Origin of the sequence: Marinomonas arctica, from assembly GCF_003259225.1 — a bacterium.
GTDB classification, from domain to species: domain Bacteria; phylum Pseudomonadota; class Gammaproteobacteria; order Pseudomonadales; family Marinomonadaceae; genus Marinomonas; species Marinomonas arctica.
In genome coordinates this window covers 146533-164710 of sequence record NZ_QHJF01000013.1, presented here as the reverse complement: position 1 = coordinate 164710, position 18178 = coordinate 146533, and the positions used below count along the sequence as shown (strand labels likewise).

The window sequence follows — 18178 nt, the reverse complement described above, 5'->3', positions numbered from 1 at the left end:
CTCTTATTTTGCCCTCGTTAGTGGGGCTGTGTATGGCAGGCACGGTTTTTGACCGTGCTTTGCTATTTGCACAATATGAGTTTGGTGTTTTTTAGATGTAGATTTTTTAATTCAGGCTTTTTAATTCAGGCTTTTTAATTCAGGAATTGCTGCGATGAGCAAAAGAGACTATTACGACGTTCTTGGGGTGGCCAAAGGCGCGGATAAGAAAGATATTAAAAAAGCTTATCGTTCTTTGGCGAATAAGTACCACCCAGACAAGAATCCAGATAACCCAGAAGCACTTGAAAAATTCAAAGAGCTCGCTGAGGCTTATGAAGTGTTGTCTTCTGATGATAAGCGCGCAGCCTATGATCGTTTTGGTCACGATGGCGTGAACGGCCAAGCTGGTGGTTATGGCGGTGGCGCAGGCGCGGGCGGTTTTAGTGATATTTTTGGTGATGTATTTGGTGATATTTTTGGTGGCGGTGGTGGTCAAAGCCGAACGCGCCGAGGTTCCGATTTACGTTACACGCTTGAGTTGGATCTTGAGCAAGCGGTGTGGGGATGCGAAGAAAAAATACGCATTCCAACCCTAGTAAACTGTAAAACATGTGATGGTTCTGGTGCGAAAAAAGGCTCAACGCCTAAAACTTGTGGTACCTGTGGTGGTGCTGGTCAAGTACGCATGTCACAAGGTTTTTTCTCTGTTCAGCAGACTTGTCCAGAATGTCATGGCGCCGGTCAGGTTATTTCTGATCCATGTTCAGATTGCCATGGTCAAGGCCGCGTACAAGAATACAAAACACTGAATGTCAAAATTCCAGCGGGTGTCGATACGGGCGATCGTATTCGTTTGTCTGGCGAAGGCGAAGCGGGTACGCATGGCGGCCCTGCAGGTGATTTGTTTGTTCAAGTGTCAGTGAAGCCTCATAGCATTTTTGAACGCGATGGTGCGAATCTTTACTGTGAAGTGCCTATTAGCTTCACAACGGCGGCATTGGGCGGTGAAATTGATGTACCGACATTGGATGGCCGCGTACGTTTGAAGGTGACCGCTGAGTGTCAATCAGGAAAACTATTCCGTCTTCGTAATAAGGGCGTGAAACCTGTTCGTGGCGGTCCTGTTGGTGATCTAATTTGTAAGGCTGTGGTTGAAACGCCAGTAAACCTGACGTCTCGTCAAAAAGAACTGCTTACCGAATTGGCTGAAAGCATGGGTGAGGGGACAAATCATTCACCGAAGCAAAAAAGCTGGTTTGATGGTGTGAAACGTTTTTTCGACGATATTAAGAAATAAAGGTTGTTTGGTTTGAGCGTAAAGAAAAAGGCGCCTATTTGGCGCCTTTTTCTTTGAGTAGGTAGTCTATGTGGTTGCGTAATAAGCTGGCAGCGTTGGTAAAGCTTTTATTGTTTGGAATAATAAAATCTGCTTTGTTACGAATGTCGATGGTTTTGAGTGATGCTTGGCGAACGTGACGCATATATCGACTGGTGACCTCGTTGACGTCGCGGCCACGTTCTGCGATGTCTCGTTTTAGGCGGCGCACAATGGCGATGTCCATGTCTGTGTCGACGTACAGAAGGTAATCAACCGCGTCTCGAATTCCCGCGTCTTGGAACATCATATGCCCCTCTACCAAGACGACGTGTGTAGGATCAAGGTTCCGATAGCCGATGCGTTTATGCTGTGAGTGATCGTAAACAGGAATTTCATTAGGTTGCTGACGGTTTTTGCAGTTGTGAATAGCTAGCGTGAGACTTTCAAGGTCTAAAGAACTTAGATCGTCAAAGTTGTACACATCTGGATCGATACTGCCACAGCCATTATAAAAACTGTCTTGGCACAAAACGGTGATTTTGTCATCTTGACCTTCCGCTAATAAGGAACAAAGTCGGCTTTTTCCGCTGCCAGATACGCCAGTGATGCCAATAACAAGAGCCATGTATTACCTCAGTAAATAAAGTTTTTGTCCGCCTTGAACTAGAGGCGTTTATACTGTTGTATTATATATCAGGTTACGTGTTTTTTGCCTGTAAAACTAAATTTTCATATCGTAAAGGAAAGAGTTGATGGGAAGAATTTCCTTGTCGTTTTGCGTTGCTAGTGTGCTTGCTGTGTTCTCTGTGGCCAGTGTGTCGGCAAATACGTCAAATGACATGACCTCTCGTGCTTCTAGCATCGCAGAGTTGTTTGGTTTGTCTTTAAATGATTTGAGTTTGGAACGTTTAGAAAAGCAACTTGCTACCATGGGGTTGCGTAGTTATCCCTCCTATAAAGAAGGTGTGGTCAGCTATAGTTTGGGGCCGGAAGGTATTTTCGGTGTGACCAATGCGACTATTTATTCCAATTCGTCTGGTTATGTTAGTCAAGCCTTGTTATCAGGTGTTGTCGAAAGCAATGAAAAGCGCAAAGCATTAGGCGATTTACTGGAAAAAAAATACGGTGCGCCTAGTGGCGGGTATCTGAACAAAGGAATTGGTCGTTCAACGTGGTTGTTCAAAGATGGCACTTTGATTGAATTGCATAACAGTACATTTGATGTGTCTATTCTGTATGTTGATGAGCATCCCCGCGAAGTGACGCGTTCTGGTCAAATTGATGTCGAAGCCTTATCTCGTAAAAAATAGTGGTTGTTTATGTTTATTGTGGATCTTAATTTACGGATGGCGCATTTTATTCAGCCCCATCTTCAGGATATCTCTCTTGCGTTCGTGGCGACATGTTTGGTGATATATGGGGATAAGGTGAATGCTTACCTTAAGCGGTTGGTTGCCTCTTGGGTATTCATTGCGAGAGTAATGGCATTCATTTTGATGTGTACTTTTGGCTATGGTCTTTTGACTTTGTGGAGCCAGCCATTGGTGTATTGGGGAATTACGCAGGTGGAGTTTGTCTATCGACCCGCTTTGGTGATCGGTTGTTTCTGTGTTTTAGGGATTTTGGCCGAGAGAAAGCGCCATTTGTAAAATAATTCATGAAATTTCCTGTCAGTTTTCGTTGCCAAATTACAACATAATCGAACGGTTCAGGCTGATGTGGCGTTTTATTTTATGATTATGTAGTAAAGTTTCTAGACCTTTCTGGTTATTTCGTTATTTCTATAAAAAATCACGCTAAATATAAGATTTTAAAGGTTTTTTGTTGCCTTATTACAATTTGTTTTTGTTCTGAAGTGCCGTTAGACTGCGCCCATATTGATACAACAGAGTCTTTTTTCGGGGGCAGAAAATGACAAGCACTTGGTTACAAGCACTTTCGCAAGCAGAATCTATGATTCCTCTTTTGGGTAAACTTGGCCGTGAAAAAGCGGTAAAAGTTCAGTTGGCAGGCAACACGCTCATGGCGGATTCTGTCACTGGGTTAATGGCCGCTTTTGATCAGCATCCAGAATTAGATCTTGCTCAAGTCTATCAAGTGTTAGAGCAAGTGTTAGCCAGTGATGTCGCTCATACAGTGGTTGAGCTTGAGTCTTTAATCGCTGAAGCGGATGTTGACACTATATTGGCTGCTCAGTCAAACGACGGTACTGAAACTCCAGTCGTTTTATACGGATTTGGTCGCATTGGTCGTTTGTTGGCGCGTCGTATGTGTGCACTTGGTCACACCACGCCAGGCATGTCGTTGGCTGCTATCGTTGTGCGTAAAGCGTGCGATGATGATCTTACTAAGCGTGCGAGCTTGCTGAAGTACGATTCTGTTCACGGTGTTTACGACGGATTGGTTAAGGTTGACGAAGAGAATCAAGCCTTGATTATTAATGGTTCATCAGTGAAGGTGATTTACGCTTCTGACCCTGCAGAAGTGGATTACCAAGCTTATGGAATTAATAATGCTTTGTTGGTGGATAACACTGGCCGCTGGCGTGACCATGACGGTTTGAGTGTTCATTTGAACCGTCCAGGTATTGAGCGTGTTGTATTGACTGCTCCTGGTAAAGAAATGAAGAACGTTGTATTTGGTGTGAACGACAGTGATCTCACCGACGCTGATCGCATTGTGTCGGCGGCGTCTTGTACAACGAATGCGATTACGCCAATTTTGTCTGTACTTGAGAAAGCTTTCGGTATTGAGTCTGGTCATGTAGAAACAGTCCATGCTTACACTAATGACCAAAACCTAATCGATAATATCCATAAAGGCGATCGTCGTGGTCGTGCTGCGGGTATGAACATGGTTATGACAGAGACTGGCGCAGCGAAAGCGGTATCGAAAGCCATCCCTTCTTTAGAAGGTAAATTGAGCGGTAGCGCGATTCGTGTTCCTGTTATCAATGTTTCTATTGCTGTGTTGAGCCTGAATTTAAAAACAGCGTCTTCGGTTGAAGAAATTAATCAGCTATTGAAAGCAGCCTCTACGCGTGCCGAACTAACTGGGCAAATTGGTTACAGTGATTGTGCTGATGCTGTTAGCTCTGACTTCATTGGCTCTCAGCAAGCAGGGATTGTCGATTCTTTATCAACTAAGGTGCGTGGTAATCAAGCCATTCTCTATGTTTGGTACGATAATGAATATGGCTACAGCTGTCAGGTCGTGCGCCTTATGGAGAAACTAGCACAAGCAAATTTTACGCAGGCGCAATTGCATGAGGACAAAGCAAAAGCGGCTTAATGAATGATCGGACACATTTACGTGTGTTAGTTGACGGCGACCTTAGGGGCGCCGTTTTTTTTGCTGGTAGGTGATGGCGTAATGGTCTAAATGTGGCAAAAAAAAACCGGACAAGCGTCCGGTTTCAAAAAAAGTAACTAGCAGTTGCGAATAACATCATCCTGTGGGGAATGCTGATATTCATCTAAAAGTAAGCTGTGGGACTACTTTTAGATAAGATACAGTTAGGGCTGTATCGGTAAATATTAGGCCGCTGTTCAACCTAAGAGATACAGTAATTCTATCGTTTTGCTTGTCTGTTACAAACGATATAAATTGATTTGTTGGATTAGCTGAATTAATGCAAAATAGAGGTCACGATGTCATTTGTTGATGGATGTGGCTTGATCGTTACTTGGTCTTATCTTAAGCATTTGTTTTGTAAGGTTTATATTTATCACTCAGATATTTTTTGTTTTTTAGTTAGGTATTTTTTGGATATTTTGCAGTAGCTGACATTGTCTTATGGTGGTGGTTTTATGAAATCTTTGCCTTTAGCTGGATTAGGCACGTTTGCCATTGCGGCTCGTCATTTGAGTTTTACCAAAGCTGCCCAAGAGATGCATCTTACACAGGGCGCGGTGAGTCAACAAATTCGACAGCTCGAAGAGCGTTTAAAGCTCACTTTGTTTGTTCGTTATCATCGGCGCTTAGAGCTGACAGTAGCAGGAGCCCGTTTGGCTGTTCAGTTAAACCATAGTTTTAATGAAATTAATGATTTGGTGTTAGAGCTGCAAGAGGAAGAAACGTCTAACATTTTGACTGTCTCTGTTATGCCCTCTTTTGCCACTAAGTGGTTGATCCCCCGATTAGGTAGTTTGCAAGAAGCGTATCCTGATTTACAGCTAAGGATTCAGGCCAATGATAGAGAGGTTAACTTCCAGCGTGACAGAATAGATGTGGCGATCGTGCACAGTCATGTTCACAGTTCTAAGGGGTATATTGTTCCTTTGATGAAGGACAAGGTGTTTCCCGTTTGTAGTCCAGCTTTTGCTGAGTTACGAGCGTTGACGGAAGCGAGTCAATTAGCTCATGTGCCATTGTTAAACGATGACTCAGAGTGGCGCTTTTCCAGCCCTTATGCCGAATGGGAGAAGTGGTTGCAATTGGTGAACGCAAAAGGGGTTAAGCCTTCGCGTGGCATTAGCTTTAACCGTGGTGATCTTGCTGTGCAAGCGGCGATTGCTGGACAAGGTGTGGCTTTAGGGCGGACACCCTTGGTCATGGATGATATTCAGCAGGGAAGATTGGTGAGGCCGTTTTCAGAAGCCCTAGACGAAGGCCATGCTTATTTGTTTGTTTGTCCAGAAATACAGCGCCAGCGCGAACCCGTTCAGCAGTTGCTTAGTTGGTTGGTCACTCAGTGTTACCAATACTCATCGGAAGATGCGTTGACAACACCGAGTGAACTTTGAAGATTAGTTATCCAACAGTAGTTTAATAGAAATAGCCAAACACATAATGATGACCATAGGGCGAATTAATTTTGCCCCTTTGGTGATGACTAGGCGAGAACCAATCTGTGCGCCAACCCATTGCCCCATGCCCATGACGATACCCAGCGCCCAAATAATGTGCCCACTGAAAGCAAACATCGCAAGAGAGGCTAGATTGCTGGTGGCATTGAGTACTTTTGTATGGGCCGTTGCTGAGACAACCGTAAGCCCCATCAGACACAAATACGCGGTTGAAAAGAAGGCGCCAGTACCAGGACCGATCAAGCCATCATAAAAGCCAATACTGGTGCCAATAATTAAGGCAAATTGCACATGAGTCAGAGAAAACTTACTGGCAATATAGGGTTGGATTTTGGGTAAGAAGAAAAAGAAAATAGCGACCGCAATCAGGATGATAGGCACGGCTTTGAGCAACAAACTACTGTCTAAGTAAGACACCAGTAATGTTCCACAAATGGCGCCTATTGCTGTCATGGCAATAGGTAACCACATATCAGCCAATTTCACTTGGCCTTTTTTGACAAAGTGATAAGAAGCCGACACTGTGCCAGCGCAGCCTTGCAATTTATTAGTAGCCAGTGCCTCTGCTGGCGACAGCCCTGCTGCCAATAAAACGGGCACGGTAATTAAGCCGCCACCGCCAGCGATAGCGTCGATGACGCCAGCAATAAATGCTGCGCCAAAGAGAGCAAGATAGATCCAGATAGAGATATCAAAAAAGACAAAGTCCATTGTGTGTTTATTCCTGTAGAAGAGATGGGCTGTGCTTTTTAGTAGAGCAAAAAAAGCCCACCTAGACAATCATTTAGGTGGGCAAATCAGTCGTAATTTTGGTTTGTACTATGGTGTTGAGTTAAATCTTTGTTTGGATGTAGTTTTCAAGGGTCGCGACTTGGTCTGAGGTGAACTCAAGGCCCAGTTTAGTGCGACGCCAAAGAATATCTTGTGCTGAACGAGCCCATTCATGGTTGATTAAATAATCCACTTCGACTTGGAAAAGCTGATTGCCAAAGTCTTGCCCAAGATCCTGTTCAGAATTGGCTTTATTCAGCAGTATATGGGTTAACGTACCATAGCTATTGGCGAAACGACGGGCAAGATGTGCGCCAATAAAAGGATAATCTCGCTGCAGCTTCATGCCAAAGGCATCCAGAGACATGCCTAAGTCACCCCCTGGTAGCGGTTTACTGTGTGTCCATTCGTCACCAAGGTTTGTGAAATAAGGTGTCAGCTTGCTCATCGCAGACAGGGCAAGTTTGCGGTAGGTGGTGATTTTGCCGCCAAAAATACTTAGTAACGGTGCTTGATGGTTTTGATCCTCAAGATGCAAGGTGTAATCGCGAGTCACGGCAGATGGGTCTGACGACTCATCTTCTAAAAGTGGTCGCACCCCGGAATAACTCCAAATGACATCGCTTGGCGTGAGTGTTTTTTTGAAATGGTCATTGGCGACTTTCAATATGTATTTTGTTTCTTCTTCAGAAATGGCTACCTTATTTGGGTCGCCTTTGTACTCAACATCGGTTGTGCCCAATAGGGTGTATTGTTCGCGATAAGGGATGGCGAAGACAATGCGTTTGTCTGTATTTTGCATGATAAAGGCATTCGAGTGTTGGTACAGCTTTGGTACCACAATGTGACTGCCCTTGATCATACGAATACCATAGGGGGCTTTTCGTTCCAGTTTGGTTTCGATAAAGGATGACACCCAGGGGCCCGCCGCGTTAACCAACGCTTTTGCGGTGATGTCGTGGGTTTCTTTTGTAATTTGATCTTCTAAGCTGATGTGCCATTGATTATCGACACGTTTGGCTGCGACACAGCGAGTGCGGGCAAAAATAGCCGCGCCGTTTTCTTGTGCACTCAGTGCATTGATAACCACCAAGCGGGCATCGTCTACCCAACAGTCTGAGTATTCGAAGCCTTGTGTAATATCGTCTTTTAATGGGCTGTCTGAACCATATTTGACACCCTTTGAGCCTAACAACCTTTCGCGTTTGCCCAGATTGTCATAAAGGAATAAACCAATACGAATCAGCCACGCTGGGCGTAGGTGAGGGCGGTGTGGCATTTGAAAGCGCATTGGGGTCACAAGATGAGGCGCGACTTTGAGCAATACTTCGCGTTCTGTTAGCGCTTCTTTTACCAAACGGAATTCATAATGTTCAAGGTAACGTAATCCACCATGGATTAATTTACTGCTTGATGATGAAGTGGCATTAGCCAAGTCTCCCATTTCGCAAAGGCCAACATTTAGGCCTCGTCCCGCGGCATCCGCAGCGATTCCTGTGCCATTAATGCCGCCGCCAACAACAAATAGGTCAAAATGGGAGTGATTCATACTAAGCCTCACGATCTAAAATGCGAATGTGTATGTTCGAAAGTGAACATTTGTGTTCGATATTAAACCTCTAAGGGCTTTATGACAACAAGGGTTTGTGAAGTTTTGGTGAATATTTGAGCTTTTTGAAGCGTGAAGAGCAGAAAAGCTCGCTTTTAATAGGTCATTTCTATGGTATGTGCAACGCCCAAGTGTTACTTGGGCGTACAGATTTCTAGGCGGACTTTGTGTTCTTTCATCAAATTAATGATGGCTTTCGGTGGATTTTCATCCGTGAAAAGTCGATCAACTTGTGTGATGTTACCTAATCGAACAACGGCGTTACGTCCAAATTTGGCGCTGTCGGCGGCGAGGAAAACGGTGCGAGAATTGCTAATGATGCTTTGCGCTACTCGTACTTCTTGGTAATCGTAATCGAGCAAGGAACCGTCATTCGGATCAATACCGCTGATGCCGATAATGCCGAAATCGACACGAAACTGGTTGATAAAGTCGATCGTTGCTTCACCCATGACACCACCGTCTCTTGAACGAACCGTTCCGCCCGCAATAATCACGGTAAAGTCTTCTTTTCCGCTCAAAATGGCCGCTACATTGAGATTATTAGTGATGACTTGTAAGCCTTGATGGTTGAGTAAGGCTCGTGCAACGGTTTCCGTAGTGGTACCAATATTGATAAAGAGGGAGGCGTTATTAGGAATTTCGGCCGCAATACGCTTGGCAATTTGTTCTTTTGCTGGAAGTTGTAAAATTTGTCGCGTTGCATAAGCCACATTCGTTGTGCTGGAATCGTAGCTGGCGCCACCGTGATGACGGCGAATTAGGTCCGCCTTTGCTAACTCGTTAATATCGCGGCGAATTGTCTGTGGCGTGACGGCAAATTGGCTGGCCAATTCATCAATGGTCACATAGCCCTTTTCTTTTACTATGGCGACAATATTATCTTGGCGAGAGAGTTGGCCCATATTGTTTTCTTCTCCTGATAAAAGACATTACTTGTTAAACGAGGCTTGCTAAACGAGTGCGCATTGGTTTTTAATAGAGAATATTCGCATTTGAATATTCATGTTCAAAAAACAAAACAACAATTAATTTTAAGTCGCTCAGTTTTTGGGTGGCTGTGATTTCAAAGAGAATTCACCATGACCCATTATATTCTTGCAATTGATCAAGGCACCACCAGTTCTCGGGCTATTTTATTTGATGAAAAAGGCACTCGCGTCGGCCAATCTCAGCAGGAGTTCCCGCAAATATTTCCAAATGATGGTTGGGTTGAGCATGATCCAGAAGACATTTGGTCATCCACCTTATCTGTGTGTCAATCTGTGCTTAAGGATACAGGGATCGACGCCCAAGCGATAGCAACCATCGGCATCACCAATCAGCGAGAAACAACGATCCTATGGGATATTGACACGGGAAAACCCGTTTATAATGCGATTGTTTGGCAGGATAGACGCACTAGCGGCTTTTGTCAGACATTGAGCGAGCAGGGTTTGAGCGAAAAAGTACAGGAAAAAACTGGCTTGCTGATCGATCCCTATTTTTCGGCTACCAAAATCCGTTGGATATTAGATAACGTTGATGGTGCTCGTGAGAAGGCACAGGCTGGGCGTTTAGCATTTGGTACCGTGGACAGTTTTTTATTATGGCGATTAACGAATGGACAATCCCATAAGACGGACGCAACCAATGCGGCTCGTACGATGGCGTTCAATATTCATACCCAAGAGTGGGATGCAGAGTTAATTGAGCTGTTGGGAATCGGTGATGTATTGTTCCCAGAAGTGATGGATTGCAGTGCGGATTTTGGGGTGATTGATGCGTCTTGGTTAGGCGCCGCTATTCCTGTAAATGGTGTGGCTGGTGATCAGCAGGCGGCCTTGGTTGGTCAAGCGTGTTTTACGCCAGGTATGGTGAAAAGTACATACGGTACGGGTTGTTTCATGATCTTGAACACCGGTGATAAGGCGATTCGTTCAGAGCATAAATTGCTCACTACGGTTGGCTATCGCTTAAATGGAAAAGTCACCTATGCGCTGGAAGGCAGTATTTTTGTAGCGGGTGCGGCCATTCAGTGGCTGCGAGATGGCTTGAAGTTATTTGCTGATGCCAAAGAAACGCAAAGTTTGGCGAAGCAGGCTTTGAATGATGATTCGGTGTATCTCGTACCCGCTTTTACAGGGCTGGGCGCTCCCTATTGGGATCCTGATGCCCGTGGTGCGATGATCGGGTTAACTCGAGATACAAGCGTTGCTGATATCGTCAGTGCTGGCCTACGTTCGGTATGTTATCAAACCAAGGATCTGGTTGGGGCGATGGCGCAGGACGGGGCAACCTTTAGTTCGTTGCGTGTTGATGGCGGCATGGTCATAAATGATGTGATGGTGCAGTTCTTGAGTGATTTATTAGAAATTACCGTAGAGCGTCCTTGTGTCACCGAGACCACAGCCTTGGGGGCGGCATTTTTGGCAGGGTTGCAGGTTGGTCTTTATCAGTCTTTGGACGACGTTGAGGCGCTGTGGAAGGCGGATAAATGTTTTGAACCCACGATGGCAAAAGGCACGGGGGATAAATTGTATCAAGGTTGGCAAAAAGCGGTGGATCGTGTACGTACCAGAGCGTAATTTTTACGATTTGATACATGCTTTGTCTTGTGCCGACGCGCAAATATGGCTAACTTTAGTGCTAGGTGTGTTTCTAAATAAGGTCTAGAGAATGTCAAAACAGTTTGCCGAAGTACAGCAAGATGATTTTATGAAGTTTGGTGGGGCGCGTCCAAGCTATTTAGAAATTGAAGACGCATTGATGGCCCTAGGAGGACATGGTGTCGGTGGTAATAACTTCAAAAATGAAATGGTGAAATTGGCAGGCTGGACGGGCGGTGCGTTGACAACTTATGCTCAACGTGCAGCGGTTGCTCAGGCTGCCTTCAATCGTATTCGCGAAGTCCTTCCTAAGGTGTCTACACCGGAAGAGCTGAGAGCGATTTTAAAAAGCTTAAAGTAAAGTTTTTTGCAGCGTTTTAGAATTTAGTCTGTGAAAAGACAATAATAAAGGCAAGCTGATGGCTTGCCTTTTTTGTTATTCTGCGTCGGCAATGGCTTTCATGCCATATTCTTCGTCTAGGATTCGACCGATAACGTTATCACCAGCAAGGTGATGGGCATATTGCATGTGCAGGCATCGAACCTGATCCCAATTCGCAATACCGCCAATCCCAAGCTTGTCGAACAGTGGCTTAAAGCCTTTTTCTTCAATAATGGCTTTGTGTTCTGGGCTCATTACTGCCCAACGTCTCGTAATGTAGTCGCGATGTGAGGCGTAGTGTGCTTCTCTTAAGCTTTCGTCGTCTTTGATGCGTTGTTCCAGCTCTTTTACCACGCCATGGCTTTCTATTTTTGCGAGGGCTTTATCAATGGCTTTGCTGGACAACCAATACAGGGTAGGGAAAGGTTGGTCGAAGACCCAAGTTTCCATTTCCAGTACTTGTGGGGTGCCGTTAGGGGAATAATGGGCAATGGCGTTGATACCGCTTGGAGCGCGTCCAAGTTGTGCTGTGATGATCTCTAGATCACGCGGAGAAAGTGTGTTGGTCATAATATTTTATTGAATAGTGTCTTCGTCAAAAGAAGAATTAAATGGTGAACGCGGGAAAACTAGCGGCAAATTTTTGTATCCATTCAGCCGCTGCTTCGTTGTAGTTCAATCGTCGTCCTGCCATTTTTGCCTGGCGTCGATAATGTTCTATCTGAGAGAGCTGTTCTATCATGCGAACACAATAACACTCTTCTTTAGTAGGGAATTCGATGGCGATATGGTAACCGTCGGCTTCTTGACGACACCAAGCAATGCGACCAGATACGCAAAAGTTGGGGTCTATTTCTTCCAATGTAATTCTAACCGAGCGTCCAAAATCGAAAGGACGAAGGGTGACATAAGTAATACCGACAAACCCAGCTCTTTCTTCACTGATCGGAGGAAAAGGCTGATCTTCTATTAGCGTAATCTCTAACGGAAGGTCTCTCGGATGTGCAACAAATTCCATCGCAACAAGCCAGCTACTATTTTAGATATTCATGTTATCGGCCAAGAAGGCAGAGTGTTTAAAAAAGAATGCGAATTGTACGCTTTTTGCTCTGTCTGTACAGATGAATTTTAAGATGCCTAAATGAAAGTTCATAACCTCTGCTTATATGTAAAAAAGTACTGTGTGACCTTGTGTCTTTTGCCGCTTTTATTATGGCTTTTAGTCTAGTTGCTGTTGGCAGAGTTGGCCCAGTTTTTTTAGGGCAGCATCGGTTTGATTGTCCCAATTTAGCGCATAGTTTAAGCGAAAATGGTGGCTAAACTGTGCCGTTAAGCTAAAGGCCAAACCGGGTAACAGTCCGATTTTATTATCTAAGGCTTGGGTGTAGAGCGTCATAGCGTTTATGGTGCTTGGTAGCGTGACCCACAACAAAAATCCACCCTGTGGGGTAGAGGTATGGGTGCCTTTAGGAAAGTGCTCCTGAATGAGCGCTTGGCAACGGATCAAGTTGTCTTGATAGGACTGTCGGGTTTTACGCAAGTGACGGTCGTAAGCACCATTTTCTAGAAAGTTGGCAATGGCCGTTTGTGTCAGCGTTGGCACGGCCAGAGATTGCACATACGCGTAGTGTTCTATTTGTGCTTGGAATCGCCCGCCAACGACCCAACCAATACGAAATCCTGGGGCAATGCTTTTTGAAAAAGAGCTGCAGTAAATCACGGTATTGTGTTTGTCATCGGCTTTGAGGGACCGCTCCCTTTTGTCTTTGTAGCTTAATTCACCATAAACATCGTCTTCAATAAGGGTGAAGTTGTATTGAATCGATTGCTGGATAAGGCGCTTTCTGGCTTGTGTGTTGAGCGTCGCGCCAATTGGATTTTGATTGTTTGGGGTCACCACACAGGCTTTTATTTGCCATTCTTTTGCGGCTTCTTCCAGTAAATTTAAATCAATACCATGTTGTGCTGAGCAGGGTATTTCTATGGCTTTTAGATTGAGTACTTCGATGATTTGCAACACGCCATGGTAGGCGGGGCTTTCGATGGCAATGGTGTCCCCGGGCTTTGCCACTGCTTGCAAGGACAGCATTAAGGCGTTTTGACAGCCTAGTGTAATGGTTATGTCGTCAGGTTGAAGCTGACAGCCGCTGTCTAACATGCGAATGGCGATCTGGCGGCGAAGGCTTAATGAACCAGGGGTGAATTCATAAGCGGCGCATATTTCGGGCTCTAAACGCATGAGACGCCCCACTGAACGTTGTAATTGACGTATGGGGAGAAACGGGCTTTTGGGAATGGCCGCACCAAATTGAATGATACTTTCATCTTGTGATACGTGTAATAAACGTCTTAATAAGGCGTGTATGGAGCCATCGTTCTGAGTCGGTTCGATTTTTGCAGGTTCATTCTGTTGAAGCTGAGTTTCTTGAACAAAATAGCCTTTTTGCGGGCGCGCTTTTATGACGCCTCGGTCTTCTAGCAAACTATAGGCTTGCAGTACGGTAGCGACGCTAACGTCCATTTGTTTGCTGGATTTTCGCACAGAAGGAATTTTGGCGCCCGGTAAGAAAATCCCCTCATGAACTTGTTGTTCAATTTGGTTGGCAATTTTTTCGTATAAGGGGCAATCCATAAAGCGCGGGTCGAATAGATAAAGAGAAGGGTAATTTACCAGATTGGTGGGTTGAAAGAAATCTATGTGGATTTGGCTACGCTCGATTGTGTGCGTTTGGTGTTTACAGGGTGTCGTGAATTGTAAATAAAGTGTTATGGTATTCCTGTATACTTGGTCAATATTGAACATGTTAGATAATCTAGAGTAGGTTTTTATTAGGGGTCGATTATGTCGTTGTCCGTTATTCAGAGGATTTTATTTGGCTTTGGGATTTTACTACTGCTTTTATTGATGATTGCGGCATCCGGTTTTGTTGGCATCAACAAAATTGAAGATCGTCTGCATGTCGTTACGGGTAAAGTAGCCAGTATTTCTGCCACCAGTAATATATTGAAAGAAGACCTAAGTTTAGCTAATGGTGCTGTTTTGCAATATCTTTTAAGCAAATCACCCGATTCGTTAGAGGATTTGTCTGAGCGCTTTTTACGTTATAAACAAGAGTTCAATGACGTATCTGGCCAATTGTCTGCCCAGCTTCAAAACCTTCCGGAAATGAATCAAGCCTTAGGAAATATCAACACAGAGGTCGCTCGTTTTTTCAGTTACACAGATACCGCCTTCTCTAATCATAAAACCATGCTTGAGTTGCAGGCCTCTGTACCGGATGAAAAGCTAGACTTAAAAGATGCCATTAATTTTACGGCTGAAGATTTAGGCGTGCTGGTGACCGATGGCGATACCTCTGAAATTCAGTTTGCCGCCTCTTATATGCAAAGCCAAATAGAAAGCTTGCAGGTCTCCGTCAATGACTATTTTGATGTGCGTAATTTGGAAAAAATGCAGGCGTTACGCGATAGCATGGCATCGATCATATCCAGTTTGAAGGATAAGCAATCTTATGTGAACGATGACAATATCAATGATTTGGTGAGTGAAATCGAAATCAGTGTGATGTCTGACGAGGGCGTGGTAGCGAAGCAATATCAAACCACTCGCTTGGTACAAGAGTCGGAGTTATTGGCGAAGCAGCTATCTGACAGTATGGATGTGGTAAATACCTCGGCGCAAAAACTATTGTCTGAAGCGGCGCTCATGAGTGAAAACGCCAGAGAAGAGGCGGCAAAAGCCGCGGCATTATCCACGCTTGTGATTGGTGTGGTTTTGATTGTTTCTATTGTGATTGCCGTGCTGGTGGCGCTTTGGGTGAGCCGCAGTATTCGTCTGCCATTAAAAGAAGTTATGCAGGTGTTGGGTAAAATTTCGGATGGCGATTTCACCCAGCGTAGTGCAGTAAAAACAAAGGATGAGTTTGGGGAATTGTCAGCTTGGGTCAACAGTCTCGTTGCTAAGTTGCAAAGTGTTATGATGGAAATTGATCAGGCTTCCAATAAAGTCGCGGATTCTGCCGGTAATAACGTTCGTTTAGCAAGTGATTCAAAACGCTTGATGGTCACTCAAAATGAGCGAACGACTGAAGTGGCATCGTCTATGTCAGAAATGGTGGCCACGGTGGATCAGGTGGCGAAAAGCTCGGAAGTTATTTTGCATCAAATACAGTCAGTAGATCAAAGAGCCAATCAAAACCGAGCCCAGATGGACGCCAGTATCGACAAAATGGAAAGTCTTCTTGAGCAGATAGAAGCGTCTACGACCGTGGTGAATCAGCTGGATGAGCATTCCAAAAGTATTGATCGGATTTTGGATGTCATTCAGGAAATTGCGGAGCAGACTAATTTGTTGGCGCTTAATGCCGCGATAGAGGCGGCACGTGCTGGAGAGCAAGGTCGAGGCTTTGCGGTCGTGGCCGACGAAGTGCGAACTTTGGCAACACGAACGCACAGTTCGACGGAAGAAATACAGCAAGTGATTATCCAATTACAGCAAGGTGTGACCAAAACTGTCAGTAGTATGGAAACCAGCCGTCAAAGTGCCAATTCCAGTGTTGAGGAAGTACGTTCAGTTGGTGTGTCGTTGGCCGAATTGCAAAGTAGCATGGCGGAGATTCGAGATTTAAGTACCCAAATCGCAACGGCCGCGGAAGAGCAATCTGCGGTCGCGCAGGAGATCAAACAGAATGTCTTGGATATATCGGTAATGTCTGAGCAAGCCTCTTTAGGAGCGGATCAGAGTGAGAAAGACAGCAAAGGATTATCAACATTGGCGTCTCATCAAAAAGATTTGCTGAGTCAATTTAAGATTGTTTGATGGTGTTTTTGAGATAGGTTGCGTTAATATTGGGGTATCTTAATTCTCAGGAGATAAAGTCTATGTCGATTCTTGTGGGTGATATGTTGCCTCATGGTACGTTTCAAGTGATGGGAGAAGAAGGCCCTGAAACCGTGGATGTGGCCGAATTCTTTGCGGGTAAAACTGTGTTGATGTTTGCTGTACCGGGCGCCTTTACTCCAACGTGCAGTGCCAGCCATTTACCTGGCTTTGTGGTGCATTATGATGCGTTAAAAGAGAAAGGAATAGATGACATAGTGTGTCTCTCTGTCAATGATGTTTTCGTGATGAACGCTTGGGGCAAAGCGAATAATGCCGAGCATCTTATTATGGCCGCTGATGGTTTGGCTGAATTTACCTGTTCTCTAGGGCTAGAGTTGGACATTTCTGCGGCAAAAATGGGCATTCGTAGTCGTCGTTATGCCATGTTGGTATCAAATGGCATCGTTCAGCAATTGTGGTTAGATAATCCAGGGGAATATAAAGTGAGCTCGGCTGAGTACGTTTTGTCTCAGCTATAAAGCGGTTTGCCAACCTTCCTTAATAGACATAAAAAAACGACGCGGTGTGCGTCGTTTTTTTATGTCCCGTGTTTAGTATTTTACGGTTTTTAGTAGCCGAGTAGCTTAGGTAAAAACGTAACGGTAGTGGGCACAAAAGTAATTAATATTAATACCGCTAGTTCTACTAAAAAGAGCGGCATGATTTGTCGTGAAATAGCCGCAATACCGACATTCGCAATGGAGTTGGAAACGAATAAACAAATTCCCATTGGTGGCGTTATTAGACCAATCATCAGGTTAAAAATCACCACAATACCAAAATGGACAGGGTCTATGCCTAAGCTCATTGCAATAGGATGTAATATCGGTAGCAATATCAGCATGGCGGCGATCCCTTCAAGGAAGAGGCCAACAATGAGCAAGATGACGTTCACTAGGATGAGGAACATCCAAGGGCTTGAAACGTGTTCAAGTACCATTTGGCTGACTGTTTGCGGCACTCTTGAAAAGGTGAGTAGCCAATTGGCAGCGGCAACAACAGCGATGACGATCAAGATCACAGAGGAGTCACGCATGGCTCGAATAAAAATGCGTGGAAGGTCAGACACCTTTAAGCTTTTTAGAATAAACATGCCGGCTAGCAAGGCGTATGCTGCGGCAAAGGCTGCGGCCTCTGTTGGTGTCACTATGCCCGTTAGAATGGATCCAACAATAAAAACTGGCATAAAAAGCGGAATCCACGCATCAACGAAGGCTTTCCAGCGTTCTCCCATGGAGAGTTTTGCTTTGAGTGGTGCGTAATGACCGGCGAAAAAATAAACATAAATAGACAGGCCAACGGCTAGGAAGAGCCCAGGTGTTACCCCTGCAAGAAACAGAGCCGGGACTGATACGCCAGTGGTAATTAAGGCGTAAATGATCACTGGAATGCTGGGCGGAATCATCGGACCGATAACCGACGACGCAGCCGTTAATGCGGCCGCAAAAGAGCGCGGATAGCCTTCTTTTTCCATGGTGGGGATAAACACACGACCCAGTGCGGACGTATCCGCTACGGCAGAGCCAGAGAGTCCCGCAAAGATAACCGATGCCCAGATATTGACATGGGCAAGTCCGGCTTTTAAATGACCAACCAGCGCATTAGCAAAATTAATAATACGACTGGTAATGCCGCTTTCGTTCATCAATTCTCCGGCTAGAACAAACAGCGGGATCGCCAAAATAGAAAACGAGTCCAGTCCGCTAAAAATACGCTGAGCGACTAAACTAATGTTAAAGGGTAAGGTATAAACATGGCCAACAACGCCGAGTAAAATAGCAAAAGCGATAGGGCTACCAATCACTAAAAGAACAATAAGAATCCCGATACCTAACATG

The 18178-nt window shown here is 44.9% G+C and carries 17 protein-coding genes; 9 read left to right on the top strand and 8 right to left on the bottom strand.

Annotated features, from left to right (window positions below; all coding sequences use genetic code 11):
- Positions 1-154: 154 nt before the first annotated feature.
- The gene (gene dnaJ, locus DK187_RS09825) at positions 155-1279 is read left to right on the top strand and encodes a molecular chaperone DnaJ (protein WP_111607176.1); all 1125 of its coding nucleotides are present in this window, start codon (positions 155-157) and stop codon (positions 1277-1279) included.
- 34 nt (positions 1280-1313) lie between these two features.
- Here the strand turns inward: dnaJ and DK187_RS09820 are convergent, their stop codons facing one another.
- On the bottom strand, positions 1314-1925 hold the full coding sequence (locus DK187_RS09820) for a uridine kinase family protein (protein WP_111607175.1): 612 nt from the start codon (positions 1923-1925) through the stop codon (positions 1314-1316).
- Positions 1926-2052: 127 nt separating this feature from the next.
- On the opposite strand from DK187_RS09820, the gene DK187_RS09815 reads away from it, so the two are divergent.
- The 4 genes from DK187_RS09815 (at position 2053) to gcvA (ending at position 6045) form a co-directional block, all read left to right on the top strand.
- A complete protein-coding gene (locus DK187_RS09815; RefSeq protein ID WP_223232290.1) occupies positions 2053-2610 on the top strand; it encodes a uridine kinase in 558 nt (185 codons plus the stop codon).
- Positions 2611-2619: 9 nt separating this feature from the next.
- On the top strand, positions 2620-2949 hold the full coding sequence (locus tag DK187_RS09810) for a DUF3392 domain-containing protein (RefSeq protein ID WP_111607174.1): 330 nt from the start codon (positions 2620-2622) through the stop codon (positions 2947-2949).
- A gap of 262 nt (positions 2950-3211) precedes the next feature.
- The gene (locus DK187_RS09805; RefSeq protein WP_111607173.1) at positions 3212-4591 is read left to right on the top strand and encodes a glyceraldehyde-3-phosphate dehydrogenase; all 1380 of its coding nucleotides are present in this window, start codon (positions 3212-3214) and stop codon (positions 4589-4591) included.
- 518 nt (positions 4592-5109) lie between these two features.
- Positions 5110-6045: a transcriptional regulator GcvA gene (gene gcvA, locus DK187_RS09800; RefSeq protein ID WP_111607172.1), complete on the top strand. Its 936-nt coding sequence runs from the start codon at positions 5110-5112 to the stop codon at positions 6043-6045.
- 3 nt (positions 6046-6048) lie between these two features.
- Here the strand turns inward: gcvA and DK187_RS09795 are convergent, their stop codons facing one another.
- The 3 genes from DK187_RS09795 to DK187_RS09785 form a co-directional block, all read right to left on the bottom strand.
- Entirely contained in the window at positions 6049-6819 is a 771-nt protein-coding gene (locus DK187_RS09795; RefSeq protein WP_111607171.1) for a TSUP family transporter, read from the bottom strand.
- A 121-nt stretch (positions 6820-6940) separates the two neighbouring features.
- On the bottom strand, positions 6941-8428 hold the full coding sequence (glpD, locus tag DK187_RS09790) for a glycerol-3-phosphate dehydrogenase (RefSeq protein ID WP_111607170.1): 1488 nt from the start codon (positions 8426-8428) through the stop codon (positions 6941-6943).
- A gap of 194 nt (positions 8429-8622) precedes the next feature.
- Complete coding sequence (locus DK187_RS09785; protein ID WP_111607169.1) at positions 8623-9393, bottom strand: DeoR/GlpR family transcriptional regulator; 771 nt, start codon at positions 9391-9393, stop codon at positions 8623-8625.
- Positions 9394-9570: 177 nt separating this feature from the next.
- Between DK187_RS09785 and glpK the strand changes: the two genes are divergently transcribed.
- A complete protein-coding gene (gene glpK, locus DK187_RS09780) occupies positions 9571-11055 on the top strand; it encodes a glycerol kinase GlpK (RefSeq protein WP_111607168.1) in 1485 nt (494 codons plus the stop codon).
- 91 nt (positions 11056-11146) lie between these two features.
- On the top strand, positions 11147-11437 hold the full coding sequence (locus tag DK187_RS09775) for a hypothetical protein (protein WP_111607167.1): 291 nt from the start codon (positions 11147-11149) through the stop codon (positions 11435-11437).
- A 75-nt stretch (positions 11438-11512) separates the two neighbouring features.
- On the opposite strand, the gene DK187_RS09770 is transcribed toward DK187_RS09775, so the two are convergent.
- The 3 genes from DK187_RS09770 to DK187_RS09760 all read right to left on the bottom strand — a co-directional run bounded on the left by DK187_RS09770 (position 11513) and on the right by DK187_RS09760 (position 14090).
- On the bottom strand, positions 11513-12028 hold the full coding sequence (locus tag DK187_RS09770) for a DUF501 domain-containing protein (RefSeq protein WP_111607166.1): 516 nt from the start codon (positions 12026-12028) through the stop codon (positions 11513-11515).
- Positions 12029-12065: 37 nt separating this feature from the next.
- Complete coding sequence (locus tag DK187_RS09765) at positions 12066-12476, bottom strand: energy transducer TonB (protein ID WP_111607165.1); 411 nt, start codon at positions 12474-12476, stop codon at positions 12066-12068.
- Positions 12477-12677: 201 nt separating this feature from the next.
- Positions 12678-14090, bottom strand: a complete 1413-nt coding sequence (locus DK187_RS09760) for an aminotransferase-like domain-containing protein (protein WP_111607164.1) — start codon at positions 14088-14090, stop codon at positions 12678-12680.
- 210 nt (positions 14091-14300) lie between these two features.
- Between DK187_RS09760 and DK187_RS09755 the strand changes: the two genes are divergently transcribed.
- On the top strand, positions 14301-16277 hold the full coding sequence (locus tag DK187_RS09755; RefSeq protein WP_111607163.1) for a methyl-accepting chemotaxis protein: 1977 nt from the start codon (positions 14301-14303) through the stop codon (positions 16275-16277).
- A 62-nt stretch (positions 16278-16339) separates the two neighbouring features.
- Entirely contained in the window at positions 16340-16819 is a 480-nt protein-coding gene (locus DK187_RS09750) for a peroxiredoxin (protein ID WP_111607162.1), read from the top strand.
- Between the two features lie 89 nt (positions 16820-16908).
- On the opposite strand, the gene DK187_RS09745 is transcribed toward DK187_RS09750, so the two are convergent.
- Positions 16909-18177, bottom strand: coding sequence for a TRAP transporter large permease (locus DK187_RS09745; RefSeq protein WP_188322951.1), 1269 nt, complete (start codon positions 18175-18177; stop codon positions 16909-16911).
- Position 18178 lies beyond the last annotated feature (1 nt).

What these genes read in the sequence shown, in the direction of transcription:
- DK187_RS09770 (WP_111607166.1), bottom strand. Translation starts at nt 12,028, where the DNA reads ATGACCAACACACTTTCTCCGCGTGATCTAGAGATCATCACAGCACAA.
- dnaJ (WP_111607176.1), top strand. Translation starts at nt 155, where the DNA reads ATGAGCAAAAGAGACTATTACGACGTTCTTGGGGTGGCCAAAGGCGCG.
- DK187_RS09745 (WP_188322951.1), bottom strand. Translation starts at nt 18,177, where the DNA reads ATGTTAGGTATCGGGATTCTTATTGTTCTTTTAGTGATTGGTAGCCCT.
- DK187_RS09755 (WP_111607163.1), top strand. Translation starts at nt 14,301, where the DNA reads ATGTCGTTGTCCGTTATTCAGAGGATTTTATTTGGCTTTGGGATTTTA.
- DK187_RS09760 (WP_111607164.1), bottom strand. Translation starts at nt 14,090, where the DNA reads ATGGATTGCCCCTTATACGAAAAAATTGCCAACCAAATTGAACAACAA.
- DK187_RS09815 (WP_223232290.1), top strand. Translation starts at nt 2,053, where the DNA reads ATGGGAAGAATTTCCTTGTCGTTTTGCGTTGCTAGTGTGCTTGCTGTG.
- DK187_RS09820 (WP_111607175.1), bottom strand. Translation starts at nt 1,925, where the DNA reads ATGGCTCTTGTTATTGGCATCACTGGCGTATCTGGCAGCGGAAAAAGC.
- DK187_RS09785 (WP_111607169.1), bottom strand. Translation starts at nt 9,393, where the DNA reads ATGGGCCAACTCTCTCGCCAAGATAATATTGTCGCCATAGTAAAAGAA.
- DK187_RS09805 (WP_111607173.1), top strand. Translation starts at nt 3,212, where the DNA reads ATGACAAGCACTTGGTTACAAGCACTTTCGCAAGCAGAATCTATGATT.
- glpD (WP_111607170.1), bottom strand. Translation starts at nt 8,428, where the DNA reads ATGAATCACTCCCATTTTGACCTATTTGTTGTTGGCGGCGGCATTAAT.
- DK187_RS09750 (WP_111607162.1), top strand. Translation starts at nt 16,340, where the DNA reads ATGTCGATTCTTGTGGGTGATATGTTGCCTCATGGTACGTTTCAAGTG.
- DK187_RS09795 (WP_111607171.1), bottom strand. Translation starts at nt 6,819, where the DNA reads ATGGACTTTGTCTTTTTTGATATCTCTATCTGGATCTATCTTGCTCTC.
- glpK (WP_111607168.1), top strand. Translation starts at nt 9,571, where the DNA reads ATGACCCATTATATTCTTGCAATTGATCAAGGCACCACCAGTTCTCGG.
- DK187_RS09775 (WP_111607167.1), top strand. Translation starts at nt 11,147, where the DNA reads ATGTCAAAACAGTTTGCCGAAGTACAGCAAGATGATTTTATGAAGTTT.
- gcvA (WP_111607172.1), top strand. Translation starts at nt 5,110, where the DNA reads ATGAAATCTTTGCCTTTAGCTGGATTAGGCACGTTTGCCATTGCGGCT.
- DK187_RS09765 (WP_111607165.1), bottom strand. Translation starts at nt 12,476, where the DNA reads ATGGAATTTGTTGCACATCCGAGAGACCTTCCGTTAGAGATTACGCTA.
- DK187_RS09810 (WP_111607174.1), top strand. Translation starts at nt 2,620, where the DNA reads ATGTTTATTGTGGATCTTAATTTACGGATGGCGCATTTTATTCAGCCC.